At 58.4% G+C, this 26,986-nt stretch carries 23 protein-coding genes; 12 read left to right on the plus strand and 11 right to left on the minus strand.

Annotated elements, in window-relative coordinates; genetic code table 11:
* The first annotated feature begins 173 nt into the window (after window positions 1-173).
* The 7 genes from ACCC84_RS15955 (at window position 174) to ACCC84_RS15985 (ending at window position 7,648) form a co-directional block, all read left to right on the plus strand.
* Complete coding sequence (locus ACCC84_RS15955; protein ID WP_004957001.1) at window positions 174-869, plus strand: FadR/GntR family transcriptional regulator; 696 nt, start codon at window positions 174-176, stop codon at window positions 867-869.
* Window positions 866-1,759: a 2-dehydro-3-deoxygalactonokinase gene (locus tag ACCC84_RS15960; RefSeq protein WP_004957003.1), complete on the plus strand. Its 894-nt coding sequence runs from the start codon at window positions 866-868 to the stop codon at window positions 1,757-1,759. The genes ACCC84_RS15955 and ACCC84_RS15960 overlap by 4 nt, the downstream gene beginning before the upstream one ends.
* Window positions 1,743-2,360: a 2-dehydro-3-deoxy-6-phosphogalactonate aldolase gene (locus ACCC84_RS15965; protein ID WP_004957005.1), complete on the plus strand. Its 618-nt coding sequence runs from the start codon at window positions 1,743-1,745 to the stop codon at window positions 2,358-2,360. The genes ACCC84_RS15960 and ACCC84_RS15965 overlap by 17 nt, the downstream gene beginning before the upstream one ends.
* A complete protein-coding gene (gene dgoD / locus ACCC84_RS15970) occupies window positions 2,357-3,505 on the plus strand; it encodes a galactonate dehydratase (protein WP_004957008.1) in 1,149 nt (382 codons plus the stop codon). Before ACCC84_RS15965 ends, dgoD begins: the two co-directional genes overlap by 4 nt.
* Before the next feature lie 116 nt (window positions 3,506-3,621).
* On the plus strand, window positions 3,622-4,938 hold the full coding sequence (locus ACCC84_RS15975; RefSeq protein WP_004957011.1) for an MFS transporter: 1,317 nt from the start codon (window positions 3,622-3,624) through the stop codon (window positions 4,936-4,938).
* Between the two features lie 76 nt (window positions 4,939-5,014).
* Window positions 5,015-6,307, plus strand: a complete 1,293-nt coding sequence (locus ACCC84_RS15980; protein ID WP_039991478.1) for an MFS transporter — start codon at window positions 5,015-5,017, stop codon at window positions 6,305-6,307.
* A gap of 45 nt (window positions 6,308-6,352) precedes the next feature.
* Window positions 6,353-7,648, plus strand: coding sequence for a YidR family protein (locus ACCC84_RS15985; RefSeq protein WP_198773556.1), 1,296 nt, complete (start codon window positions 6,353-6,355; stop codon window positions 7,646-7,648).
* Window positions 7,649-7,738: 90 nt separating this feature from the next.
* On the opposite strand, the gene ACCC84_RS15990 is transcribed toward ACCC84_RS15985, so the two are convergent.
* The gene (locus tag ACCC84_RS15990) at window positions 7,739-8,080 is read right to left on the minus strand and encodes a YceK/YidQ family lipoprotein (protein WP_039991480.1); all 342 of its coding nucleotides are present in this window, start codon (window positions 8,078-8,080) and stop codon (window positions 7,739-7,741) included.
* Between the two features lie 304 nt (window positions 8,081-8,384).
* On the opposite strand from ACCC84_RS15990, the gene ibpA reads away from it, so the two are divergent.
* The 3 genes from ibpA to ACCC84_RS16005 all read left to right on the plus strand — a co-directional run bounded on the left by ibpA (window position 8,385) and on the right by ACCC84_RS16005 (window position 11,158).
* Window positions 8,385-8,795 carry a small heat shock chaperone IbpA gene (gene ibpA / locus ACCC84_RS15995; protein WP_004957020.1) on the plus strand — a complete coding sequence of 137 codons (411 nt, stop codon included), beginning with the start codon at window positions 8,385-8,387 and terminating at the stop codon, window positions 8,793-8,795.
* Between the two features lie 97 nt (window positions 8,796-8,892).
* Window positions 8,893-9,321 (plus strand): small heat shock chaperone IbpB, encoded by a 429-nt coding sequence (gene ibpB, locus ACCC84_RS16000; protein WP_039991482.1) that lies wholly within the window; start codon window positions 8,893-8,895, stop codon window positions 9,319-9,321.
* Window positions 9,322-9,499: 178 nt separating this feature from the next.
* Window positions 9,500-11,158 (plus strand): putative transporter, encoded by a 1,659-nt coding sequence (locus tag ACCC84_RS16005; protein ID WP_004957023.1) that lies wholly within the window; start codon window positions 9,500-9,502, stop codon window positions 11,156-11,158.
* Window positions 11,159-11,192: 34 nt separating this feature from the next.
* Here ACCC84_RS16005 and ACCC84_RS16010 read toward each other — a convergent pair whose 3' ends face one another.
* The 8 genes from ACCC84_RS16010 to ACCC84_RS16045 form a co-directional block, all read right to left on the minus strand.
* Window positions 11,193-12,446, minus strand: a complete 1,254-nt coding sequence (locus ACCC84_RS16010; protein WP_004957025.1) for a valine--pyruvate transaminase — start codon at window positions 12,444-12,446, stop codon at window positions 11,193-11,195.
* Between the two features lie 134 nt (window positions 12,447-12,580).
* Window positions 12,581-14,641: an alpha-amylase gene (locus tag ACCC84_RS16015; RefSeq protein WP_371902058.1), complete on the minus strand. Its 2,061-nt coding sequence runs from the start codon at window positions 14,639-14,641 to the stop codon at window positions 12,581-12,583.
* A 183-nt stretch (window positions 14,642-14,824) separates the two neighbouring features.
* The gene (gene ghrB / locus ACCC84_RS16020; RefSeq protein ID WP_004957031.1) at window positions 14,825-15,802 is read right to left on the minus strand and encodes a glyoxylate/hydroxypyruvate reductase GhrB; all 978 of its coding nucleotides are present in this window, start codon (window positions 15,800-15,802) and stop codon (window positions 14,825-14,827) included.
* 47 nt (window positions 15,803-15,849) lie between these two features.
* Window positions 15,850-17,118: an MFS transporter gene (locus ACCC84_RS16025; protein ID WP_039991483.1), complete on the minus strand. Its 1,269-nt coding sequence runs from the start codon at window positions 17,116-17,118 to the stop codon at window positions 15,850-15,852.
* Between the two features lie 115 nt (window positions 17,119-17,233).
* Window positions 17,234-18,193, minus strand: a complete 960-nt coding sequence (locus ACCC84_RS16030) for a sugar kinase (protein ID WP_004957036.1) — start codon at window positions 18,191-18,193, stop codon at window positions 17,234-17,236.
* Window positions 18,194-18,198: 5 nt separating this feature from the next.
* Complete coding sequence (locus tag ACCC84_RS16035) at window positions 18,199-18,951, minus strand: sugar phosphate isomerase/epimerase family protein (RefSeq protein WP_004957038.1); 753 nt, start codon at window positions 18,949-18,951, stop codon at window positions 18,199-18,201.
* A 205-nt stretch (window positions 18,952-19,156) separates the two neighbouring features.
* Window positions 19,157-20,191, minus strand: coding sequence for a LacI family DNA-binding transcriptional regulator (locus ACCC84_RS16040; protein ID WP_039991485.1), 1,035 nt, complete (start codon window positions 20,189-20,191; stop codon window positions 19,157-19,159).
* A gap of 120 nt (window positions 20,192-20,311) precedes the next feature.
* Entirely contained in the window at window positions 20,312-20,974 is a 663-nt protein-coding gene (locus ACCC84_RS16045; protein ID WP_004957041.1) for an OmpA family lipoprotein, read from the minus strand.
* A gap of 643 nt (window positions 20,975-21,617) precedes the next feature.
* On the opposite strand from ACCC84_RS16045, the gene ACCC84_RS16050 reads away from it, so the two are divergent.
* Entirely contained in the window at window positions 21,618-22,673 is a 1,056-nt protein-coding gene (locus ACCC84_RS16050) for a fimbrial protein (protein WP_081445063.1), read from the plus strand.
* A gap of 42 nt (window positions 22,674-22,715) precedes the next feature.
* Here ACCC84_RS16050 and ACCC84_RS16055 read toward each other — a convergent pair whose 3' ends face one another.
* Window positions 22,716-23,285 carry a DNA-3-methyladenine glycosylase I gene (locus ACCC84_RS16055; RefSeq protein WP_039991488.1) on the minus strand — a complete coding sequence of 190 codons (570 nt, stop codon included), beginning with the start codon at window positions 23,283-23,285 and terminating at the stop codon, window positions 22,716-22,718.
* A 197-nt stretch (window positions 23,286-23,482) separates the two neighbouring features.
* On the opposite strand from ACCC84_RS16055, the gene ACCC84_RS16060 reads away from it, so the two are divergent.
* Window positions 23,483-25,471: an autotransporter domain-containing esterase gene (locus ACCC84_RS16060; RefSeq protein ID WP_039991489.1), complete on the plus strand. Its 1,989-nt coding sequence runs from the start codon at window positions 23,483-23,485 to the stop codon at window positions 25,469-25,471.
* A 53-nt stretch (window positions 25,472-25,524) separates the two neighbouring features.
* Here the strand turns inward: ACCC84_RS16060 and ACCC84_RS16065 are convergent, their stop codons facing one another.
* Window positions 25,525-26,850, minus strand: coding sequence for an MFS transporter (locus tag ACCC84_RS16065; RefSeq protein ID WP_004957054.1), 1,326 nt, complete (start codon window positions 26,848-26,850; stop codon window positions 25,525-25,527).
* Window positions 26,851-26,986: the final 136 nt, after the last annotated feature.

Raw genomic sequence — 26,986 nt, forward strand, 5'->3', positions numbered from 1 at the left:
ATCAGCTATTGTCTATTTTGTGATCCAGATTGTAGTACAACATATAATCTTGGTACTACAATCGTCCGAGTGTTAGCGATGAGATGATAAAGATTGTGCTGCAATCGCAGGAACCAATAGCGCCAGCGGAGTAAAGTGAAGCCATTTCCCGCAGGCGAAAATACGGAGCAACCATGAAGCAGCAGATCAGTAAAACCGACCGCATCATCATCGACATTGGCCAGCAGATCGTCGGCGGCAAGTACGTACCGGGGGCGGCGCTGCCGTCCGAAGCGGAGTTGTGCGAAGAGTTTGAAACGTCGCGCAATATCATTCGGGAAGTGCTGCGCGCGCTGATGGCCAAGCGGCTGGTGGAGGTCAAACGCTACCGCGGCGCCTTTGTCACCTTGCGCAGCCAGTGGAACTATCTGGATACCGAGGTGCTGAACTGGGTACTGGCGCAGGATTATGACCCACGGCTGATAGCGGCAATGAGCGAAGTGCGCAACCTGGTGGAACCGACCATCGCACGTTGGGCGGCGGAGCGCGCCACCTCCAGCGAACTGGCGGTGATAGAAGCGGCGCTGAACGACATGATTGCCCATCATCAGGAGCGCGAACTGTTTAACGAGGCCGATATTCGCTACCACGAAGCGGTGTTGGCGGCGGTGCACAACCCGGTGTTGCAGCAGCTCAGCGTAGCGATCAGTTCATTGCAGCGTGCGGTGTTTGATCGCACCTATATGCCGGACGAAGACAACATGCCGCGTACTCTGCGCGAGCATCAGGATTTGTATGACGCCATTCGCCATCAGGATGCGGATGCCGCCGAACGGGCGGCGCTCACCATGATCGCCAGCTCGACCAAAAGGTTAAAGGACATGCTATGAGCAACGGCTTTATCGCGATTGACTGGGGGTCCACCAACCTGCGCGCCTGGCGTTATGAAAATGGCGCATGCGTGGACAGCGTGCGCTCCGAGGCCGGCGTTACCCGGCTCGGCGGCCGCACGCCGCAGCAGGTATTCGGCGAACTGATGGCGCGCTGGCAACGGCCGCTGCCGGTGGTGATGGCGGGGATGATCGGCAGCAATGCCGGCTGGCTGCAGGCACCTTATCTGCCGTGCCCCTCGCCGCTGACCGGTCTCGCTCGCCAGGCGATCGCGGTAGAGCAGGCGTTGCCGTATCGCGCCTGGATCATTCCGGGCATCTGCGTCAACGGCGAGGATAACTGTAACGTGATGCGCGGTGAAGAGACCCAACTGTTGGGCGCTCATACCGAACTGCCGTCACCGCTGTACGTGATGCCGGGCACCCACAGCAAATGGGTGCAGATGGACGGCGATACGCTGGTGGACTTTCGCACCGTAATGACCGGCGAGCTGCACCACCTGCTGCTAAGCCAGTCGCTGATTGGCGTTGGACTCGGCGAACAACGGCCCGATGCGCAGGTGTTTGAGCGCGGGTTGGCGGCAGGGCTTGGCGAGCGCCATCTGGTGAGGCGGCTATTTGAAACCCGCGCCGCTCATCTGCTGGGAAAACTGGAAAAAAGCGCGGTCAGCGATTGGCTGTCCGGTTTGCTGATTGGCAACGAAGTGGCGCAAATGCAGCAGCAATATCCGCTGGCGGCGCATACCGCGTTAACGGTGATCGGTAATCCGACGCTGGCGCAACGCTATGGCCGGGCGTTCGACATGGCGGGCATACGCTATCGCACGCTGGATGGCGACCGCGCTTTTCAAACTGGGATCAGGAGCATTGCCAATGAGCTGGAAGACTGAACTGCCGTTGATTGCCATTCTGCGTGGCATTACGCCGCCGGAAGCCGGCGCTCACATACAGACGTTGCTGGACGCCGGTTTCGACGCGATCGAAATTCCGCTGAACTCGCCAGAATGGGCGGTCAGCATTGGCGAAGCGGTAAGGAACTTCGGCGAGGGTGCACTGATCGGCGCAGGCACCGTATTGCAGGTGCCGCAGGTGGAACAGCTGGCCGCGCTGGGAAGCAAACTGGTGGTGACGCCGAATACCCAACCGGCGGTGATCCGCCGGGCGGTAGCGCTTGGCATGACGGTCTGCGCCGGTTGCGCCACCGCCACTGAAGCGTTCAACGCGCTGGATGCCGGCGCGCAGGCGTTGAAAATCTTCCCGTCGCTGTCGTTTGGCCCGGATTACATCAAAGCGTTGAAAGCCGTGCTGCCGCCACAGGTGCCGGTTTTCGCCGTCGGCGGCATTACGCCGGAAAATCTGCATCAGTATTTGGCCGCCGGTTGCGTTGGTGCTGGGTTGGGCAGCGATCTGTACCGCGCCGGCCAGCCGTTGGAACGCACTGCGCAGCAGGCCGCCGCTTTCGTTCGAGCCTATAAGGAAGCCACACGATGAAAATAACCAAACTGACCACCTATCGGCTGCCGCCGCGCTGGATGTTCCTGAAAGTTGAAACCGACGAGGGCATTGTCGGCTGGGGCGAGCCGGTGATTGAAGGGCGGGCACGCAGCGTCGAAGCGGCGGTGCACGAGCTTGCCGAATATGTGGTCGGGCAGGATCCGGCGCGTATCAATGATATTTGGCAAACGCTGTATCGCGGCGGATTTTATCGCGGCGGGCCGATACTGATGAGCGCGATTGCCGGTATCGATCAGGCGCTGTGGGATATCAAGGGCAAGGCGCTGGGGGTGCCGGTGTATCAGCTGCTGGGTGGCCTGGTACGCGATAAAATCAAGGCCTACAGCTGGGTTGGCGGCGATCGCCCTGCCGAGGTGATTGCCGGCATTGAGAAACTGACGCAGATTGGCTTCGATACCTTCAAGCTCAACGGCTGTGAAGAGATGGGCATCATCGACAATTCACGCAAAATCGACGCGGCGGTGGCGGTGGTGGCGCAGATCCGCGAAGCGTTTGGCAACAAGATCGAATTTGGCCTAGATTTCCACGGTCGGGTCGATGCGCCGATGGCCAGGGTATTAATCAAAGAGCTGGAGCCGTACCGCCCGCTGTTTATCGAGGAGCCGGTATTGGCCGAGCAGGCGGAATACTATCCGCGGCTGGCGGCGCAAACGCATATTCCCATTGCTGCCGGTGAGCGGATGTATTCGCGCTTTGATTTTAAACGGGTGCTGGCCGACGGTGGCTTGGCCATTATTCAGCCGGACCTGTCTCACGCCGGCGGCATTACCGAATGCTTCAAGATTGCCGCGATGGCGGAATCGTACGACGTGGCATTGGCGCCGCACTGCCCGCTGGGGCCGATTGCGCTTGCCGCCTGTCTGCACGTGGATTTCGTCTCCCGCAACGCGGTGTTCCAGGAGCAAAGCATGGGTATTCACTACAACCAGGGCGCCGAGCTGCTGGATTACGTACTCAACCAGGATGATTTCGCCATGGCTGATGGCCACTTCTATCCACCAAGCAAGCCGGGATTGGGGGTGGAAATCAACGAAGAGCTGGTGATTGAGCGCAGCAAGCAGGCTGCCGACTGGCGCAACCCGGTGTGGCGCTATCCCGACGGCGCGGTGGCCGAGTGGTAAACCCGGCTTAACCGATAATAATTAAATTTACTCAATAGCTTTACCTCGACAGCGCCCGGCTGAGGTTTCGCCGTGGCTGGGCGCCCACCTGCAAATAATTAGCGTGAGGGTAAGTGATGAATAACGATCTGTACTCCTCAACCATAAAAAAAATGAACCTCAGAATCATTCCTTTTATTATGATTCTTTATCTAATTGCCTATATCGATCGCTCAAATATATCGGTGGCGGCATTACAGATGAATGCCGATCTGGCGATGACGGCAGAAATGTACGGTATCGCCGCCGGAATATTTTATATTTCCTATATTATTTTTGAAGTGCCCAGCAATGTGATATTAACCCGCGTCGGTGCAAAACTGTGGATCGCGCGGATTATGGTCAGCTGGGGCATCATTGCCGCCGGCATGAGCCTGGTGCAAACGCCGACGCAGCTTTACGTGATGCGCTTTCTGCTCGGCGTGGCGGAAGCCGGCTTTACGCCCGGCATTATCTATTACCTCTCCTGCTGGTACCCGCGCAGCGACCGGGCACGCGCCATGTCGTTGTTTTATATCGGCGCGGCGCTGGCGTCGGTGATTGGTCTGCCCATTTCCGGTTCGATTCTCAATCTGCACGGTTTCTTTGGCGTCGACGGCTGGCGTTGGCTGTTCCTGCTGGAAGGCATCCCGGCGGTGGCGCTGGGCATCGTGGTGTACTTCTATCTGGATGATGCGCCGGAACAGGCGCGCTGGCTGAGTGCAGAACAACGCCGCTGGCTGGCCAACCGCCTGGCTGACGAAAGCGCGCAGTCCGCCATCGGTCACCAACACGGCTGGCGTACCGCCTTGAAAAGCCGGCGGGTATGGGCGTTGAGCCTGTTATGGCTATTGCAGGCGTTCGGCACCATCGGCATTACGCTGTTCCTGCCGCTGATCGTCAAGGGAGTGGTGGCCGAACAAAGCAATTTCATGGTCGGCGTGCTGTCTGCGGTGCCGTTCCTGTTTGCCTGCATTTTTATGTATCTGAACGGCCGCCATTCCGATCTGCGCAAAGAGCGCGCCTGGCATCTCGGCTTGCCATTGATAGCCGCCGGCGGCTTGCTGCTGCTGGCAATCTACAGCCAGAACCTGCTGTTGGCGTATGGCCTGCTGGTGCTGACCGTCGGCCTTAACTGGGCGATTACGCCGATCTTCTGGGCGGTGACTACCGAAACCGTCGCTGGCGTAGCCGGTGCCGCCTCGATTGCCCTGATCAATGCGGTGGCCAATATTGCCGGATTGGTATTTCCACCGGTGATGGGGCGAATAAAAGACGTGACCCACAGTTATGACAGCGCGCTGATTATTGTCGCACTGGCGTTAATTATTGGCGGCGTTATTGGCCTGAAAATAGGTCGGCAAACGCCACAGTCTGTCAGACAACCACCAATAAAAGTGCTACCAGACCGATAACCCCTACCCGGCGAAATACGACCCTACAGAGATATTTCGCCGTTATTAAAATCCGAAAAATAACGGAATAACAATAATGGAAATGACATTGACCGCAACACCTAAAACAAAACGGCGTTACCTGACGTTATTAATGATATTTGTCACCGTGGTGATTTGTTATGTCGACCGCGCCAACCTGGCGGTGGCATCGGCGCATATTCAGGAAGAGTTTGGCATCAGCAAGGCGCAAATGGGCTATATCTTTTCCGCTTTTGCCTGGACCTATACGCTGTGCCAAATCCCCGGCGGCTGGTTCCTCGATCGCGTCGGTTCCCGGCTGACCTACTTTATCGCCATCATGGGCTGGTCCATCGCCACGCTGTTGCAGGGTTTCGCCAATGGCTTGAGCGCGCTGATTGGCCTGCGCGCCATCACCGGGTTGTTCGAGGCACCGGCCTTCCCGACCAATAACCGCATCGTGACCAGCTGGTTCCCGGAGCAGGAACGTGCCTCGGCGGTGGGCTTTTATACCTCCGGTCAATTTGTCGGCCTGGCATTCCTGACCCCGTTGCTGATTTGGGTGCAGGAAGTGCTGAGCTGGCACTGGGTATTTATCATCACTGGCGGGGTGGGCATCGTCTGGGCGTTGGTGTGGCACCTGGTTTATCAGCCGCCGCGTAACAGCAAAGGCGTGAACCGCGCCGAACTGGAATACATCCAGGCCGGCGGTGGCATGGTGGACGGCGACGTCGCCAGCGAGAAGAAAGCCCGGGTAACCCTGACCGCCGCCGACTGGAAGCTGGTGTTCCACCGCAAGCTGCTTGGCGTGTATCTGGGCCAGTTTGCCATTACCTCGACGCTGTGGTTCTTCCTGACCTGGTTCCCGAACTATCTGACGCAGGAAAAGCACATTGCGGCGCTGACCGCCGGCTTTATGACCACCGTGCCGTTCCTGGCGGCGTTCTTCGGCGTGCTGCTGTCCGGTTTTGTCGCCGATCGCCTGTTGCGCAGTGGCAAGTCGATCGGCTTTGCGCGTAAAACGCCGATCATCTGCGGTCTGTTGCTGTCGACCTGCATCATGGGCGCCAATTATACCAACGATCCGCTGTGGATTATGGTGTTGATGGCGCTGGCATTCTTTGGCAACGGTTTCGCGTCGATCACCTGGTCGCTGGTCTCGTCGCTGGCGCCGGTGCGCCTGATTGGCCTGACCGGCGGGGTGTTTAACTTTGTCGGTGGGCTGGGCGGCATTACCGTACCGCTGGTGGTGGGCTATCTGGCGCAGGATTACGGTTTCGCACCGTCGCTGATTTATATTTCGGTGGTGGCGTTGATCGGTGCGCTTTCCTATTTGCTGCTGGTGGGCGATGTGAAACGGGTCGGTTGATCCGGTAAGATGGCGGCTCAATGCCAGCATCTGCGGGGAGCCGCCATGAGCCATCGGGAAACACAGCTGACTTTCGAGCAGCGGAGCCATCAGCTAACCAATATCAACGTCTGGACGCCGTGCAGTCAATGGCTGGCGTATGACGTTCGTCCAAGCGGCGCCTCGTTCACCGGTTTGACGATTGAGCGAGTGAACGTGACCAGCGGCGAGACGCAGGTGATTTACCGCGCCCAGCACGGCGCACACGTCGGCGTTGTTACCGTCAGCCCCGATGCGCCGGCGCGTTATGCGTTCATTCATGGCCCGGAATACCCGGACAGCCATTGGCATTATGATTTTCACCATCGCCGCGGGGTGATCGTCAGCGAACCGGATCGCCAACTGGCGATCACGCTCGACGCGTTGGACATCACTGCGCCTTACACCCCCGGCGCGCTGCGCGGCGGCAGCCACGTGCACGTTTTCAGCCCCGATGGCAGTCGCCTCAGTTTCACCTATAACGACCATGTCATGCACCAGCTCGACCCGGCGCTCGATCTGCGCAACGTGGGGGTAGCGCTGCCGTTGCACGGCGTGAATCCGCCCAAACAGCATCCGCGTGAGTATGACGGCAGCCACTATTGCGTGCTGGTCAGCCAGACCACGCCGCAGCCGCGCGTGGGCAGCGACGACATCAACCGCGCTTATGAAGAGGGCTGGGTGGGGCAAAACGGCTACCTGAAGGAGGATGGCCGCCAACAGCGCTGGGCGCTGGCGTTCATCGGCGATACGCTGGCCGCCGACGGCACAAAACTGCCGGAAGTGTTTATTGTCGATCTGCCGGAAAACGACGCCGATTACGCCAGGGCCGGTGCGCAACCGCTGCAAGGTAGCGAAACCACGCTGCCGGCACCGCCGCAGGGGGTTCGGCAACGACGGCTGACGCAGACCGGCGATCGGCGTTATCCCGGGCTGGCAACGGTGCCGCGCCATTGGCTGCGCAGCTCGCCCGACGGCAGCCAGATTGCCTTTTTGATGAAAGACGACGCTGGCGTCGTGCAGTTATGGTGCGTTTCACCCAACGGCGGCGCACCGCGGCAGATCAGCGTTGGCAAGCATGATATTCAATCGGCATTCAGTTGGCACCCACAGGGCCGGCAGATTGCGTTGGTGTGCGATAACAGCGTGATGCTATGTGACGTCGCCGACGGCGGCATGCATCGCCTGACGCAGCGTAGCCAACGGCCGCCCAGCGGCGACGCGGTGGTGTTTTCCCCCGATGGCACACGGGTGGCGTTTATGCGTGAGGTGGCCGGCTTCAACCAGATATTCGTGGTCGACACCGCACGTCACCCTGGTTGAAGCCATGCTGACGGTTTACGACAGTGGGGCGGGCGAAAGCTGAAGCGGTGACAATGGGGGGAAGCGGGCGGGCCGGATGGCCCGCGGGAATCAATGGGTAACGCTGCCGGATTGGCCTGGGGTACCGCTGGCCGCCAGCCTTTGCTGTTCTTCGTGCAGAATGCGCTCCCTTGGCGAGTCGGCAGTTTTATCGCTGTCGGCACGCAGGTAGTCATAAGGCAGCAACACGGTATCGACCACCGCCGAGAACGGTAAATCCAGCGCCACCAGCGGTTTCATCACCCAACCGGTTTCGTCGTCCTTCAGCATGTTCACGCTGCTGCGTGTGCCGGGGTAGTAGCCCTGATCGGGGCCGGTGTGGCTCATAATGCTGGAGCAACCGCTGGTTGCCAACAGCAGACAACTGGCTGCCATTACTTTCATCATCTTCATCATCCCATCCTGAAGGGTGCTGTTCCCCTGAATTTGCTGATTTATCACATCTGACCGATGCGTCAAACGAGCAAAGCGCCGCTCTGTGGCGGTTTTCTCACTGTTCATTGTATGTGATAAAAAAACTTTCGCCGCCTTCAATGGCCATTTTTTTGATCTTGGTCGGTTGAAAATAAAATTGCAAACCCCATTTTATCTACAAGACCAAATTAACAGTTCGCCGTCAGGGAATTGTGGTCTCGCTGCCTGTCCATGATGGAAGGCCTATTTTCAACCTCGCTGAAGTGCCTTAGGAGGCTGTTACATGCGTAATTTCGATCTTTCTCCGTTATACCGTTCCGCTATTGGTTTTGACCGTTTATTTAACGCGTTGGAAGCCGGTCAAAATCAGACTAATGGCTATCCTCCGTATAATGTCGAACTGGTAGAGGAAAACCATTATCGCATCGCCATTGCGGTTGCCGGGTTCGCCGAACAGGAACTGGAAATAACCTCACACGATAACATGCTGATAGTGCGCGGTGCGCATCAGGGTGAGACTGCAGAGAAAACCTTTCTGTATCAGGGTATTGCAGAACGTAACTTTGAACGTAAATTCCAGCTGGCCGAGCACATTCAAATCAAGGGCGCCAAACTGGAAAACGGCCTGCTGTATATCGATATGCAGCGCGTAATACCCGAAACGTTAAAGCCACGGCGTATCGAAATTAAGTAAACATTATTTTTTTGGTGCAATAGGCGCCAGTAACCGCTCGTTGCCCGCCGACAGGGGGCAATATATCACCTCTCGCTTCTTGGAAGGAGTTACTATTATGCGTAATTACGATTTATCTCCATTGCTTCGTCAATGGATTGGTTTTGATAAATTAGCTAGCTCGATGGGTGGCCAGGAGCCGCAAGGTTTTCCGCCATACAATATCGAGAAAAGTGACGATAACCATTATCGAATTTCTCTGGCGCTGGCCGGGTTCAAACAAAGCGAACTGGATATCGAAGTCGAAGGCCCGCGCCTGACGGTGCGTGGTAAGCCGACCCCGCCGGAAAAACCGGTGGAATATCTGCATCAGGGGCTGGTGTGCAAAGAGTTCACCCTCAGTTTCACCCTGGCGGAACACCTGAACGTTGCCGAAGCGCAATTTACCAACGGCCTGCTGCACATCGATCTGGTGCGCGACGTACCAGAAGCGCTTCAGCCGCAGCGCATCGCCATCGGCAGTACACCGGGGATTGAAGCCAAATAACCGGCGCTCACACGGCATGCCAATCAACGGGGGAAGTCCAGACGGGCTTCCCCCGTTGTGTTTTGTGCTGCACCCCACAGTCCCCCCGTGGATGTCGGTGTTAAAATCCACACAGGTTCTAATGACTTAATTCGCCCGTCTGGGCCAGCGAATCATAAACTTGTCAAGGAAGTGACCTATGAACGATATCGCCCTAACCGTCAGCATGCTGGCGCTGGTGGCCGTTCTCGGGCTGTGGATAGGCAACTGGAAGGTGTACGGCGTGGGGCTGGGCATTGGTGGGGTGCTGTTCGGCGGAATTATCGTCGGCCATTTCGCGCAACGCTGGCAGTGGGATCTGAATGGCGACATGCTGCATTTCATTCAGGAGTTTGGCCTGATCCTGTTTGTTTACACCATCGGTATTCAGGTCGGGCCGGGGTTCTTTTCGTCGCTGCGCGTCTCGGGGTTGCGGCTCAACGGCTTCGCCATTCTGCTGGTGGCGGTCGGCGGTCTGGTGGCGGCGCTGGTGCATAAACTGTTCGCCGTGCCGCTACCGATTATCCTTGGGGTGTTTTCCGGGGCGGTGACCAATACTCCGGCGTTGGGCGCCGGGCAGCAGATCCTGACCGATCTCGGTTCCGATCCGGCGCTGGTGGCGCGCATGGGGATGGGTTACGCGATGGCCTATCCGTTCGGCATCTGCGGCATTCTGCTGGTGATGTGGCTGATACGGCTGTTCTTCCGCATCAATATCGAACGCGAAGCGCAGGCGTTCGACGCCAGTCTGGGTCAGGGGCGCGATCTGCTGCAAACCATGAACGTGGCAGTGCGTAACCCCAACTTGCAGGGGATGGCGATTGGGCAGGTACCGTTGCTGAACGGCGACGATATCATCTGCTCGCGGCTGAAGCGCGGCAATGTATTAATGGTGCCGGCAGCGCAAGAAAAGCTGGAACTGGGCGATTTCCTGCATCTGGTCGGCAAACCCGAGCATCTGGAAAATGCCCGGCTGATCATTGGCGAGCAGGTAGACGTATCGCTGTCCACGCGCGGCACCTCGCTGCAGGTGGTGCGCGCGGTGGTGACCAACGAACAGGTGCTGGGCAAGAAGATTCGCGATTTGAACCTCAAGCAGACCTACGATGTGGTGATTTCGCGGCTTAACCGTTCCGGTGTCGAGCTGGTGGCCGGCAGCAATGTGTCGCTGCAATTCGGCGATATCCTTAACCTGGTTGGCCGACCCGAATCGATTGAGGCGGTGGCGGCGATCGTCGGCAATGCCAGGCAGAAGCTGCAACAGGTGCAAATGCTGCCGGTGTTTATCGGTATCGGGCTGGGGGTGCTGCTTGGATCCATTCCGCTGTTCGTGCCCGGTTTCCCGGCGGCATTGCGCCTGGGGCTGGCCGGCGGTCCGCTGGTGGCGGCGCTGATCCTCGGACGTATCGGCAGCATCGGCAAACTGTATTGGTTTATGCCGCCGAGCGCCAATCTGGCGCTGCGCGAACTGGGCATCGTGCTGTTTTTGGCGGTGGTTGGCCTGAAGTCGGGCGGCAATTTTGTCGATACCCTGTTACATGGCGAAGGCATGGCGTGGATTGGCTACGGGGCGCTGATTACCGCCATCCCGCTGCTGGTGGTCGGCGTGCTGGCCCGCACGCTGGGCAAGATGAACTACCTGACGCTGTCCGGCATGCTGGCCGGTTCAATGACCGATCCGCCGGCGCTGGCGTTCGCCAATAACCTGCACCCAACCTGTGGCGCCGCTGCGCTGTCCTATGCCACGGTCTACCCGCTGGCGATGTTCCTGCGTATTATGTCGCCGCAGCTGCTGGCGGTGCTGTTCTGGGCGCTGTAGCGCGAACGGGCGCGTTACCGCGCCCGTGATAGGGCTAGTTTGTTTCGTTATGCGCGCGCTCGATCTCTTCCGCCAGAATGGCTACGCCGCGCTCAATCTTGTCGGGATCCGGCACGTAGTTCATGCGCATGCATTGGTGGGTATGCGGCCAGTCATGCTCCAGCCCCGGGAAGAAATAGTGCCCCGGTACCATCAGCACGCCGCGTTGTTTCAGACGCTGGTACAGCAGTTCGGTGGTGATCGGCAAATCCTTGAACCACAGCCAGAGGAATATCGCCCCCTCCGGTTTGTGGATCAGGCAGCGCTCTTCCGGCAGATAACGGCGGATAATGCCGATGGTCTGCTCCACCCGCTGCTGATAGAACGGGCGAATCACCTCGTTCGACAGGCGCAGCAGATCGCCACGTTCAATCATCTCGGTGGCAATCGCCGGGCCGATGCTGCCTGGCGACAGGCTGATGATGCCGTTCATATTGGTCAGCGCGCTGATGATCTTCTCGTCGGCAATCACGATACCGCAGCGCGAACCCGGTAGACCGAGCTTGGACAGGCTCATGCACAGGATGATGTTCGGGTTCCACAGCGGCGTGGCGTCACTGAAGATAATCCCCGGGAAGGGGACGCCGTAGGCGTTGTCGATCACCAGCGGGATGTCATGCTGCTGCGCCAGAACGTCGAGTTTCATCAGCTCGTCATCGGTAATGACGTTGCCGGTCGGGTTGGTCGGGCGCGAAACGCAGATCATGCCGATATCGTCGCTGATTTTCAGATGCTCGAAATCCACGTGGTACTTGAACTGGCCTTCCGGCAGCAGTTCGATGTTCGGTTTTGCCGACACGAACAGCCCTTCATCCAGCCCGGCGTCGGCGTAGCCGATATATTCCGGCGCCAACGGGAACAGCACCCGGCGGCGGCTGCCGTCGGCGTAGCGGCCGGCAAACAGGTTGAACAAGTAGAAAAACGCGCTCTGGCTGCCATTTGTCAGTGCAATATTCTGTGGTTCGATCTGCCAGCCAAGCTCCTCGCTCAGCATGCCGGACAGCGCTTTGAGCAGCGCATCCTTGCCCTGGGGGCCATCGTAGTTACACAGCGCTTCGGTCAGCTTGCCCTGCTCGAGCAGCGTCTGACACAGCTGTTTGAAGTAGCTCTCCATCTCGGGGATTTGCGCCGGATTACCGCCGCCGAGCATGATGGCACCGGGGGTGCGCAGGCCTTCGTTCAGGTCGTCCATTAAACGGGTAATGCCCGCGTAACGGGTAAATTTGTCGCCGAAAAGTGAAAAATTCATAAATGCAGCAGTAGTGTTTTTAGCAGGTAATCCCCCACCATACCGCCAGACAATTGCCGGCGCAATGCGGCTGATAAAACAGCCACCGGGGTTAAACGTTGCCCGACGGCTGTTTTTAAGCATATTCCACTGAATTACTCTGAGGGGTTGCCGGCCCACACCACCATCACCCGATCGTCCTGATGGCGGCGGCTAAAGCTGTAATAAGCGGCCGTTTGCCGTGATTGCTGCCGGCCAGCGCCGATAGCCGGATGGCGGGCGCGGAATTCGCCCAGTCGTTGCCAGTGCGCCAATAGCGGTGCGCTGGTGGTTGATAATGCCGGCCAGTTCATGTCGGAGCGCGTGCCCTGCAACGGATCGGAACCGGTGGCGCCAAATTGGCGCCCGCTTTCATCGCCATAATAAATTTGCACCGCCCCCGGCGCCAGCAACAGCAGATCGGCGGCGCGCTGTTGCTGTTTCAGGTCACCTTTGGCGTCGCTGTGGAAGAACAGGCGCGTGTCATGGGACGATAGATAGCTCAGCACGTTGAAGCCTTGCAGCTTGTCGGCCATTTGCTGATAGGTGTCATCAATTTTGGCAAAGCAGTCCAGGGCCTGCGCCGCCCGATCCTGAAAGTCAAAATTGATCATCGCGTCAAACCCGTGCTGGTAATAGTCGCTGCGGGTGACGCCGTGACCCCAGGATTCGCCGGTCATCCAGAAGGGGGCATTATCCAGCGCCTGTTGCGGATTGGCGGCTTTCCACTGTGCCAGCGCGTCGCTGGCGCGCTGTTTCAGCAGATCAAAGGTGGCTTTTTCCACGTGTTTGGCGGTATCGACCCGGAAGCCGTCGATGCCGTAGTCCCGTACCCATTGGCTGAGCCAGTGGCTGAGATAGTCACGTGGCCCGGCGCCGGCAAGGTATTTGGCCGCGGTATCCGGCTTGTGGCGGTAAAACAGCGGCAAACCGCTGTCGCCCTGTGCTTCGGTTTTGATGTCCGGAAGGAATGCCAGCGACATGGTCAGGTCACTGTAGCCCGGGGCATCGTAATCACCGATATCGGTGCGGATCCAGTGCTTGCCCCACCAGTTGGCCCAGCCGTTTTTGTCGCTGAAGTTAATGTAATCATTGAAGCTGTGCCAATTCTGTCCGGCAGCCGGTTGCCAGTCGCCCCAGCGTTTGCCGAGGGTTTTTTCGATCTGCTCGCCCTGCAGGTAGAGCGAGCCGAAGTGGAATTGCTGCATATCGGCCAGCGTGGCGTAGCCGGCGTGGTTGACCACCACGTCGAACAGCACGCGAATGCCGCGTCGGTGTGCCTGTTCCACCAGGTGGCGCAGATCTTGCTCGCTGCCCATATTGGCGTCCAGTCGGGTCCAGTCCAGCGTGTAGTAGCCGTGATAGGCGTAATGGGGGAAATCCCCTTTGCTGCCGCCGCCGACCCAACCGTGGATTTGCTCCAGCGGTGAACTGATCCACAGCGCATTGACCCCTAACCGTTGCAGATAATCCAGTTTTTGCGTCAGCCCGGCCAGGTCGCCGCCGTGGAAGGTGCCGATCTCCTGCATGCCGTCGCTGCGCCGGCCGTAGCTATGATCGTTGCCGGGGTCGCCATTGGCGAAGCGATCGGTCAGCACGAAGTACAGCGTGGCATTGTGCCAGCTAAACGGCGCGGCGCGGTCGGTGGTCGCCGCTTCCAGCAGCATGATGCCACCGCCGTTGGCGGCGGGTTGCAACCTGACTTTACCGTGGGTGACGGTGGCGGTTTGGCCGGAATAAAAGTCACGCACCGTTTCACCTTCGGCGAAGGTGCCGTCGACCTCGACGGTCAGCGGCTGGCCGTCCCAGCGCTGGCAGCTGCGACTGACTGCCGCTGCGGGGGGGGGCGGCGCTTCGATACCCAGTTGCAGGGTCGGCGTACCGCTGCGGGTATCAATGCGCACCTGGTAGTTGCCGTCGCGAAAGCGCCGCCAGTTTACCGGCGGTTGTGCGGCGCACGGCTGCAGCGACAGGGTCTGGTTGAGTTTAACGCTGTCGGTCGGCTGCCAGCATTGGCTGTCCTGAAACAGTTGCAGCGGCTGTTGGCCCTTCTGCAAGGTCGCCTGGCTGGTGAAGACGCCGCTGGTGGCTTCGCTGAAGGACGGGAAGTTTTGCAGCGTCCAGGCGGCGAAGGCCGCAGGTGACAGCAGCAAAAGGGGGAGGATCAGGCGTTTCATGGCTCTCCTTACGCACGGTAGGAAGCGTGGTCAGACTCGGGTCGTCTTCAGTGTGCCGCGGGTGGGGAAAAACGCCTCATCCCGCCGTGGGAATTTAAGGGAGGAGGGCGCAGGGGGATAGCCGAAGGTGGGCGTAGGTAGGGCAGGACGGGCAGCCTGCCGTAGCAGGCCGCCGGGCGACGTTTATTTTTGCAATACCTGCGGGTTTACGCAGTTTTCTTTCACCGTGCCGGTCAGTGCGGCGATCAGGTTGTCGACGGCGCATTCGGCCATGCCGTAGCGGGTTTCGTGCGTCGCGGAGCCGATGTGCGGTACCGCCACCACGTTGGACAGTGTCAACAGCGGCGAGGACACCGGTAACGGTTCCTGTTCAAACACGTCCAGACCGGCGGCGTGGATAGTGCCGTTTTGCAGCGCTTCAATCAGCGCGGCTTCATCCACTACCGGGCCACGGCCGGCATTGATCAGGATGCCGCTTTTCTTCATTTTTGCCAGTTGGTCACGGCCGATCAGATGGAACGTCTGTTCGGTCAGCGGCAGCGTAATGCAGACGAAATCCGCCTCCGCCAGCAGGGTGTCCAGATCGCAGTGGCGCGCACCAAAGCGTTTTTCCGCTTCATCATGCGGGCGGCGGGCGTTGTAGAGGATCGGCATGCCGAAGCCAAAGTGGGCGCGCTGCGCCAGTGCCAGGCCGATGCGCCCCATGCCGATCACGCCGAGGGTTTTGTGGTGAACGTCGACGCCGAACCAGTCCGGGCCGATACTGCCTTGCCATTTGCCGGCCTTGACCCGTTCGGCCAGTTCGACCACCCGACGGGCGGTGGCCAGCACCAGCGTCATGATGGTGTCGGCTACCGTTTCGGTCAGTACGGTGGGTGTATGCATCAACACCACGTTACGGGCGTTGAGCGCATCGACATCGAAATTGTCGTAACCGACGGAAATCGTTGACGCCGCTCGCAGTTTTGGCGCCTGTTGCAAGAATGCATCATCAATGGTTTCACTGGCCCCGATGATCCCTTCGGCCTGTTGCAGCGCCTGCTTCAGCGCGTCGCCATGCTCCGGCCCCAGGCCGTCAAAGGCATGCACGGTGAAATGCTGCTCCAGACGCTCGCGCAGCGCGGCGGGGATGCTCTTGTACAACACGATAGAAGGCTTCATTACTGACTCCAGGCTGTTTTTAAAACGCTAAGTATACACACCCGGCTTCAGGCCAGCTGCGGATGGGTTTCGTTACGTGCCGGCTTGACCACCAGCGTCAGTACTACTGCGGCCACCAGCGCAATCGCCATGAACATGTACGATGCCGCCGGGGTGCCGGTAGCGCCGTTCAGATAGCCAACGAACCAGGAACCAAAGAACGATCCCAGTGCCCCCATGCTGTTGATCAACGCCATGGCGCCGCCGGCGACGTTCTTCGGCAGCATCTCAGGAATAATGGCAAAGAACGGGCCGTAAGGTGCGTACATTGCCGCACCGGCAACCACCAGCAGCGCGTAGGAAACCCAGAAGTGATCGGCGCCCACCGCATAAGAACCAAAGAAGGCCAGTGCGCCGATCAGCAGCAGCGGCCAGACGAACAGTTTGCGGTTTTGCATTTTATCCGAGGCCCACGACACCACGATCATCGCAATGGTCGCCGCCAGATAAGGCACCGCAGACAGCCAGCCGGCTTCGACCATGCCCATTTGCATGCCGCTGCGCAGAATCGACGGCAGCCACAGTACGAAGCCGTACACGCCGATGCTCCAGGCGAAGTACTGCATGCACAGCAGGATCACGTTGCGCGAGCGGAAGGCTTCGCCGTAGTTACGTACCGCCTTGATGCCCTTTTGCTCTTCCGCCAGCTGGTCTTGCAGCGCCTGTTTCTCTTCGGCGTTCAACCAGCCGACCTGTGACGGCTTATCTTTTACCAGCACCCACCAGCAGAATGCCCACAGCACCGCCGGTATGCCTTCGATGATGAACATTTCCCGCCAGCCGAAGGCGTGGATCAGATAGCCGGACACCACCGACATCCACAGTACCGTCACCGGGTTGCCAAGGATCAGGAAGGTGTTGGCGCGTGAGCGTTCGGATTTGGTAAACCAGTTACTGATGTAGATCAGCATCGCCGGCATTACCGCCGCTTCCACCACGCCCAGAATGAAGCGGATCGCCGCCAGCATCGGGATATTGCTGACCACGCCGGTCAGTGAGGCGCAGCCGCCCCACAGGATCAGGCACCAGAAAATCAGTTTCTTGACGCTGCGGCGTTCGGCATAAATGGCGCCAGGGATCTGGAAGAAAAAGTACCCCAGGAAAAACAGCGCGCCCAGCAGCGATGACATGCCTTTGGTGATGCCGAGGTCGTCATTGATGCCGGCGGCCGAGGCAAAGCTGAAGTTGGCGCGGTCAAGATAGGCCAGGCTGTAGGTGATAAACACGATGGGCATGATGTACCACCAGCGTTTAGCCGCAACGGTTGCTTTGTTCATGTTCATAATCCTCAGTGGTGTCGAGTGCTCTTCCGCTGCCGTCTGGTTGTAGGGCCAGAGATGGTTGCAGTCAGGGAGGGCGTAAAACCTGTCGAGCTGAAAGATCAGCCGATTGTTATTCCGCCAGCGCTGCGCGGGTTGGCAGCCCTTCGCTGTCGCCGATGGCCTGGATCGCCAGCGAGCCGATTTTATTGCCGCGCTGCACCGCCTGTTTCAGCGTTTTGCCTTCCAGCAGGGCGCTGAGTGTCCCGACGGCGAAGCCGTCTCCCGCACCAACGGTATCCACCACGTTGCTGACTTTAATTGCCGGCACAGTCGCCTGGTCACCGGCGGCGGTTTTAAACCAGGCGCCGTCCGGGCCGGTTTTAATGATTACCGCCTGCACGCCGCGTTCCAGATAGAAATCGGCGATGCCTTCCGGCGTCGACTGGCCGGTCAGGATTTGCCCTTCCTTCAGACCCGGCAGCACCCAGTCGGCAGCGAACGCCAGTTTGTTAAGCTGTTCGATCATCACCTGCTGGCTGGACCACAGCACCGGGCGCAGGTTGGGATCGAACGAAATGGTCTTGCCCATGGCGCGCATTTCACGCGCGGCAAAATGGCTCAGTTCCAGCGACTGGCCGGACAATGCGGCCGCGACGCCGCTGAGGTGCAAATGACGCGCCGCGCCGAAGTAATCACGATCGAAATCGACGGTGGAAAGGTGGCTGGCCGCCGAGCCTTTGCGGAAGTATTCCACGATGGGATCGGTTCCATCGTTGGTTTTGGATTTGATTTGAAAGCCGGTCGGGTAGTGGCCATCAACCGTCACCTGCTGATAGTTGATGCCTTCCTTTTGCAACTGTTGCAGCGTGAAGCGGCCGAACGCGTCGTTGCCGACGCGACTGACCCAGCCAACGTTCAGCCCGAGACGCGCCAGGCCGATCGCCACGTTCAGCTCCGCACCGGCGATGCGTTTGGTGAAGTGTTCGACCGCGGCCAGATCGCCGGTTTCTGCTGCGACGAACATCGCCATCGCCTCGCCCAATGTCACCACGTCCAGCGTGGCGTTGCGTTCTGCTGTTACTGTCGTCATGCCCTTTACTCCGCGCGTAAAAGATTAACGTAATGCCGGGTTACCGCCTCCAGCGAATCGCCCTGCAACGGGAATTCGATACCGCGCGGCACGTCCTGCGGCAGAGCCGCCAGCAGCGTACGCCAGCTGCCGTCGGTATCGTCCAGGGCGACCGCCCGCCAGCCGCGTGGACCCTGGGTTGCCGCCTTGACGTGTACATAGCCAACGTGACGCGCCAACCGCTCTGCGGCGGCCAGTGGATCCTGGCCAACCCAGTGCCAGTTGGCCATATCGAAGGTCATGCTGACCGGCAAATGGTTGTCTTCAGCGGCGTGGAAGAAGGCGTTCAGCAGCGACAGGATGCCGCAATCGGCGGTCTGGTCGTTTTCCACCACCAGCTTCACCGGATGCTGTTCCAGCGCCACCTTCAGTTCGGTAAAGTCAAAGCCTGGCTGGTAATGGCCGAGGGACAGCTTGAGCTGACGGGCCTTGAGCGCCTGTGCTTCCGCCAGCAGCGCCGGCAGATTGGGGTTTAACTGATGTTGCGGGGTGAACAGCGCCTCAGGGGCGGAGTAAACGGCAAACAGCTGCTGCTGTTCGATGGCCTGCGCCAGTTGCGGCAGCGCGTCCAGTTCTTCGGGGGTAAACAATTCGCGGCGGATCTCCACGCCGTCGGCACCCGCTTCGGCAATCAGTGCCAGCAAGGCAGCCTGACCGCCACGTTGGCGGACGGTATCCGTGCCGTAGGCACCGGTCACGATCACGATCTCTTTTTTCATTTTTTTGCTCCTGAGGTGGTGAAATCTCCACCGCTGCTGTTACAAACACGTTAAATGGAACCGGTTCCATGTTAAAGCGATAGAATGTAAAAATATGATCGCAATCACGTCAATGAGCAAAAAATAGCCGCGTTCAGCGCGCGGCGCGGCGTGCCGCCAACCGGCAGCGGGGGAAAACGTCCGTAAGATGCTTTTGTCGAGGGGATTAGCGGGTGGTAGAACCGCGCACGATTAACTCGCCGGGAAACGCCTGTTCGTTGATGGGCGCATCCATGCCTTGAATGCGTTGTACCAGCTGTTCCAGCGCCGCATGCCCCATCTGATAGGTAGGTTGTTTCAGGGTGGTAATGCCAACGCCAGCCAGTTCGGCCCAGTCCAGCTCGTCGAAGCCGAGCAGGCCGATGTCGCTGCCCCAGTGAATGCCGAGCCGACGCATGGCGCGCGCGACCTGTAGCGTCAACGCGCCGTTGGCCGACAGTACCGCCTTGCGCATGCCGCGGTGACGTTTATTGAAATCGTCCAGCACCTGCTCGAGGCGTTGTGCGTCGTTGAGCGGCGTTTCCGCCTGTTCGGCCACCAGATCGGCATGCGCCGACATCACCTGACGAAACGCATACAGCCGTTCCAGACGAGTATTGACTGAACCGATGGGTTCACTGAGAAAGATTATCGCTTCAAAGCCCTGCTGCAACAGATGTTCGGTGGCAACGGTGGCGGCCTCGTGGTTATCCAGTCCCACCACGTCACAGGCGAAATCGGGGATTTTGCGGTCGATCAGCACCATCGGCAACTGGGACTGTTGCAGCGTCGACAGGGCTTCTTCCCGCATGCCGACGGCGTTGACCACGATCCCTTCGACCCGATAACTGCTAAGCAGTTGCAGGTAGTGTTGTTCCTGATTGACTTCGTTATTGGTGTTACACACCAGCAGGGTAAAACCGTGCTGACGGCAGGCGGCTTCGATGCCGCGCATTACGTCGACGGAATAGGGATTGGTGATATCGGCGATGATCAGGCCGATCAGCCGGGTCTGGCCGCCCTTCAGGCTGCGCGCCATCTGACTTGGGCGATAGTCCAGCTGTTGAATGGCCTGCTCGATACGCTGTTTGAGATGGTCGGAAAGCAGATGCTGTTCACCATTCAAATAGCGTGACACGCTGGTCTTGCCGGTGTTTGCGGTCTTGGCAACGTCACTGATGGTGGCGCGCCCGGAAGCACGCGAGGCTTTCACACTGCTCACAGCCAATCTCCCTTGATGTTAACTGTCAAGGAGACTACCACACCGGAGGCGTGGCGTGGCAAGGCAAGTTTGCGCCGCGTGGGCATTTACCGGGGAACGGGCGTTCCCCGGTAACAGAGCTTACTGTAGTGGGCTGAGCGTAATTTCTACGCGGCGGTTTTGCGCCTTGCCTTCGGTGGTGCTGTTGGAGGCAATCGGGTTGTCCGGGCCGGCACCCTGGGTACGGATGCGGTTGGCCGCCACGCCCTGGGTAATCAAGGCGCTGGCGACGCCGTCGGCACGTTGCTGCGACAGCGTCATGTTGTGCGCGCGCGCGCCGGTACTGTCGGTATAGCCGACCACGTTAACCGCGGTTTTCGGGTATTCCTTCAGTACCATCGCCACGCCGGTCAGGGTGTTGGCACCGGCCGGTTTCAGCGTGCTGCTGTCGGTATCGAAGGTTACGTTGTTCGGCATATTCAGCACAATGTTGTCACCCTGACGGGTAACGCTGACGCCGGTGCCGCGCATTTTGTCGCGCAGTTTCGCTTCCTGCACGTCCATGTAATACCCTGCACCGCCGCCCAGCGCCGCGCCGGCTGCTGCGCCAATCAACGCGCCTTTGCCGCGGTCTTTTTTGGAGGAGGACAGTACGCCGATGCCGGCGCCGAGCGCAGCGCCCAGGCCAGCGCCAATGCCGGATTTGCCGGCTTCAGATTCCCCGGTGTAAGGGTTGGTGGTACAGGCCGACAAGGCCATGGTCATTGCCACGGCACCGGCAATAATCGCAATGCGTTTTTTCATGTTTTTTCCTTTTATGCATCAAATCTGTGCGCGACATTCCAATCAGGGAAGCGCTAAAAACCGTCTTCTGGCCAGTAACCACGCTGAAAACAGCCGTTTCGAGCGCTAATATGACGCGTTTTACGCTCGGCAGTTCCGAAAAAAGGTGACAAATTATATTGCTCCCGCTTTTCGGCTGCGCCAGTTATCCGGCAAAAGGCGGCAGATGGCTATGCAGCGGATTCCGAAAACCGAGGCGGCAGCCTGCCAACGTCGGTTTAGCGCGTCATTTATTCGTTAAACGGCGATGGGGGGCTGGCGAGAATGCCGGCATTGAGAGCGAGCAGATGCCAGGCTGGCGTCGAAAGGCGTGATTGGCCGAGTGATAGCCAAATCGATAAGTACCTTAACTCATGCCTCACAGAACAATAACATTGGCCGTCGGATTATAAGGCTGAAAGTGGAAACTGATAGGAAATATCGATGCTGGCATGTTTTTTATATTAATTGCTATAAAAGAAGGTAATAATAGTATATTCATTTCGATAGTAAAAGTCGCACCGTTGATTTGCTCACGGGCGGACCAGATATAATATAAACGCATCTTAAACAAAATAGATGTTTATTCTTATATAAGGATTTTAATCAACAAGGAGTTGCTGTCATGTCTCATGGATTTTATATGGATAATGGTTGCAAAAAAATAAGAAACCTCTTCCTGTTAATCGTCAGCCTAAGTCTCTATAATTCCTCCCAGGCTGCGGGTACTGGGTGGTGTCAGGGCGTAACTGGTGCAAATGCCTTTTCTTTTGCACTTAATAAAACCATTACCAGCCCTGACGATAATAAAAGCGGGACCGTCTTACCCAACGCATATCAGTGGTCCACCGGTTTGTCGTTTAAAGGGCAATGTGATTGTGACAGTACATTCAGCGGCGTCACCTACGTTAAAACCGAGGTACCGCTCCCTCCTTCACGTACTTTAGGCGGACTGAACTATTTTAAGTTAAATGATAATATTGAGCTCGCTAGCGAAATTTATGTTTTCCGTAACGGCGCAGGCACAGGGTTTTACCCTACACCGAACTCTACCGATAACAATACTGTAACGAGTTGTGCCGTCGCTCCATTTGCTACCGGGAATGCTGGAAAGTTATCTTTGTATTTCAATCGTCCTTTTGTTGGTCAACTGGTTATTCCGGAAACCAAGATATTAAATATATATATGTCAAAAACGAAAGGCTCTTTCTCTGCCGTGCCGATTTCTTATGTAACCTTCCACGGTATGATTACGGTGCCTCAAAGTTGCAGCATCAATGCCGGGCAGGTGATCAATATTGATTTGGGCGACATGCGCAGCGACACCATCGCCACCAAAGGTGCAATGCCTTCCGGAAAAGTAAAGGATGTTAATGTCACGCTGGACTGCAGCAATATTGCGGCAGGCACCAAGGTCTTGTTATCTGTTAACGGCCAAGCCGCAGCGGGTGATAATACGGCGCTGGCAACCAATAATAAGGACATTGGCATAAGGTTAACCGATGGGCAAGGTGCTACGATTTCCCCCAACAGTGGCCGCTTGCCGGTAACCATGGACTATTCAGGTACCCATCAGCTTGGTTCCAGCCTGATGAAGGTAGCTCCGATTAATGTGACCGGCAGCATGCCAATCCCCGGGCCGTTTAAAGCCGTCGCTATCATTAATGCAGAATTACAATAAAACGGTGAGCCATGGCCAAGGGTGTCGAATAGGGTCGTGGCGTCATTTATCCGGCTTTGGGTAGCAAAAGCAGCCGGTGAGATGATCGTTCACCAGGCCGCTGGCCTGCATAAAGGCATAGCAGATGGTGGAGCCGATAAATTTAAACCCACGTTTCTTCAATGCCTTGGACATGGCGTCGGAGGTTGCGGTCTTTGCCGGCACCTGGCTTAGCTGTTGCCACTGGTTCAACTGCGGCTGGCCGTCGACAAAACGCCAGATAAACTCGACGAAGTCTTCGCCCGCCGCCTGCATCGCCAGCAGGGCGCGGGCGTTGGCGATGATGGCTTCGATTTTACCGCGATGGCGGATGATGCCGGCATCTTGCAGCAGCGTTTCCACCTGTTGTTCGGTCATGGCGGCGACGCGCTGCGGATCGAAGTCATGAAAGGCGCGGCGATAGTTTTCGCGCTTTTTCAGCACGGTGATCCAGGACAGTCCCGCCTGTTGCCCTTCCAGACACAGCATTTCGAACAGTTCTCGCGTGTCGGTGGTCGGCGTACCCCATTCGTGATCGTGATACTCCAGATATAACGGATCGGCTGTCACCCAACCGCAACGGAGGTTCGTCATACTGTCGGCCCTTATGCTGTGTATATTTACAGTTATCATTGCCGTAAAAGCGACGTTTGGCAAGCCACTGATTATTTTATCTTCTGCTGACTTGACGTGTGCACAAAGCAGACAATATTTATTACAGTGCCGTTTAAAAAATGGTCAATGACAACCAGGCGGCTTTCTTCAGTTTGCAGGCTCTCAGGAGTCGATTCATGCCTCTAAAAATAATACGCGCTGCTCAACCGGCGGCGCTGGCGGTGGCTTTAGCCTTTTGTCTGGCTTTGCCGGCAATGGCATACGATCGGGTTTACGTGTTTGGCGACAGTCTGAGCGACAGCGGCAACAACGGGCGTTTTACCTACGACGGCAGTCAGCATCTGCTGTATGACGAAGCGCTGGCGCAGCGTATCGGCCAGGCGCTGGTGGCGTCGGACAACGGCGGCGACAACTATGCGGCCGGTGGCGGCGTGGCGGTGCCGGCGCTCAATCCGGCGGACAATACCCAGGATCAGCTGCAGCGCTATTTTTCCCGCGTCAATGGCCAGGCCGACGGCGACGGGCTCTATATTCACTGGATCGGCGGCAACGACCTGGCGGCTGCGGCGCTGAACCCGGCGACTGCCACCAGCGTCAGCTACCACAGCGCGGCGGCGGCGGCGATGCAGGTGCGATCGCTGCTGGATGCCGGTGCGGGCACGGTAGTTGTGCCGACGGTGCCGAATATCGGCTCTACGCCGCAGTTGATGGAACTGATCGTGCAACAGGCGCTGGCGCCGGTACAGGCAACGGCGTTGCAGGCGGCGTATGCCACCCTCAATGCGCTGGCTACCCCAGACGATGCCGCGCGTCAGCAGGCGATTCATCAGGCGTTGAGCGCGGCGGCGGCGCAAGGTAGCAACAACCCGCAGGTGCAGCAGGTGATTGCCGCGCAGCTGATCGCCGCCTATGACAGTCTGCGCGAGCAGGCCGGTCAATTGACCGATTTCTACAACAGCAGCGAAGACCGCTTACTGGCGCAGGGTGGCGGCAATATCGTGCGCGTTGATGTCAATAAGCTGTTTGGCGAAGCCATCGCCAATCCGCAGCAGTTCGGCTTCACCAACACCGCCGGCATGGCCTGTCCTGCCGGCGTGTCGTCAGCGGTGTGTACTGGCGCGACGCCAGGATTTGATAACCGCCAGTCGTTCCTGTTTGCCGATCATTTCCACCCGAGCCCGCAGGCGCATCTGCTGATCGCCGATTACATTCAAGCGGTGCTGGACGGTCCGGCGCAGGTGGTGGCGCTCAACCAGGCGACGGCGGCGATGGCGCGTGACAGCCGTGCAACCCTCGACAGCCGCTTGCAGCAGTTGCGCAGCGGTGATAACCCGACAGGGGCGCTGGGGGTGTTTGGCGGCTATGCCGGTCAGCATTATGACTATGCCGACAACGCGACGGCCGGCGACGGCAACGCCACCACGCATAACCTGACGGTTGGCGTCGATTACCAATTGACCGACGGCTGGCTGATTGGCGCGCTGATTGCCGGTTCGAACGACGATCAACAGCCGTCGAGCCGCTATGAATACCAGGCGCGTGGGCTGCTGTTTTCCGCCTTTACCGCCTTGGAGCTGTTCGAACATGGCTGGATAAACGCCGATCTGCACTACGCGACGCTGGACTACGATGACATTCGCCGCAGTATGCGGCTAGGGGGGCTGACGCGCAGCGAAACCGGCTCCACGTCGGGCAAACAATGGGGTGCTCGGCTGACTACCGGCTACGACCTGCCGCTGACGTCCTATCTGACCACCGGGCCGATGGCGCAGTTCGCCTGGGATTACAGCAACGTGTCCGGTTACAGCGAAGACGGTAATGACAGCACCGCCATGCGCTTTGACGATCAAACCTACCATTCGCAAATTGGCGCGCTCGGCTGGCGGCTGGACAGCAATTTTGGCGCCTTCAACCCGTACGCCGAAATCAGTTATCAGCATCAGTTTGGCGATAACGTCTACCGGGCCGGCGGCGGGCTGAAATCAACCCAGACATCGTTTACCCGCGATGCCGCCGGACAGGATAAAAACTGGGTCGATGTCACCGTCGGTGCCAACCTGCCGTTGGGCGATCGGGTGGCGGCGTTCGCTACCGTTTCGCAAACCGGTGGTCTGAGCAGCGGCGAGCAGTTTATGTATAACGTCGGCGTCAGCGCGCGGTTTTGATCGGTGATCGTCAACGGAGGCTTTCGCCTCCGTATCTGCTTGCCACCGCGACGTTAGGCCAGGTAACGAGTCGCGTCTGGGGTCGGCTCGGCACTGACGATCTTTTTCTCCGGTTGCAGCAGGGTCATGCACAGCATGCTGCAAAAGGAGACGATAGCGGTGGCGAAGAACATGGCACCGTAACCGTGATGTTGCGCCAGCCAGCCGCTGAGCATCGGCGCGCCGATCGACGCCAGATTGGCAACGGCCAGCGTCATGCCACTGTAGGCGCCCACCGACGCTTTCGGCGTCACGTCAATCACCACTGACCAATAGACATTGTTCACCAGCGCGTTCAGCGCGTTGCCCAGCGTCATCAGTAGAATGATGGCGGCCGGGCTGTGCATGAACGGGATCAGCAAAAAGCAGCAGGCGGTTAACAGCAGCGTCACTGCCGCAAACAGGTTGCGCGCCAGCCGTAAATTGCCAAAGCGCCGCAGCAGGCTATCGGCAATGCGACCGCCGAGCAGTACGGTGAAGCAGGCGCCACTCCATGGAATCATCGCCACATACCACAACGAATGCAGATCGTAGTTAAAGGTGTCTTGCAGGTATTTGGGGCCCCAGGTCACCAACACGAAGGTGACGTACAAGAAGGAAAAATACCCCAGCGCATTGAACACCAAGGTACGGTTGGTGAAAAATGCCCACCAGGGTAAACGTATATCTTGCCCGTCATCTGCTTGCTGATCGGCACCGATGATCGCCAGTTCGTCGGCGTTAACCTGCGGGTGCTGCTGCGGCGTATCGGTAAACACGCGGGCAAACAGCACAATGGCGATCAGCGAGAACAGCCCGAGCAGGATAAACATGCTGCGCCAGTCATCGGTCAGCAGCAGCAACCCCACCGCCAGCGGTGCGGTTAGCAGCGATCCCACCTGGGTACTCAACAGGCCGATACCCAGCGCGAAGCCGCGCTCTTTACGCGGCGCCCAGTGCGCGATGGTCTTGTTCATCAGCGCGTAGGCCGGGCCTTCGGCAAAGCCGAACATGATGCGCAATGCGGCGAAGCCCATGATCGCCGAGCCGCCGAACAGCGCCACCCCCAGTTCACCGGCCCAGGCGGTGGCGATTTCCAGTAATGACCACAGCGCGCCCGCCAGCAGCCACACTTTTCTGGTGCCGACGCGATCGGCCAGAAAGCCGCCGCACAACGAGCCAAACAGATACCCAAAGCCGAAGTAGCCCAGTACTGCGCCCAACTGTGCCTTGTTGAAGTTAAACTCGCGAGAAATGTCGTTGGCGGCGAACGATAATGCGCCGCGATCAACGTAGTTAATCAACGCGATAAAGAACACCATGGCAAAAATTCGGTAACGATAACGGCTGTCTGCCTGCATGAGCCAATCTCCTGACTATCTTTGAGATCGGAGTGGAGCAAGATCGGTGCCAGTTTCTCGGCGCGGGCGGGCGCAGGGATTTGAGGCGTATCCAACGCCAGGCTGCCCCAGCATGGTGCGAAATGCGGGCTTTTTG

It is taken from the genome of Serratia odorifera (genome assembly GCF_041448735.1).
Taxonomy (GTDB): Bacteria; Pseudomonadota; Gammaproteobacteria; order Enterobacterales; family Enterobacteriaceae; genus Serratia_F; species Serratia_F odorifera.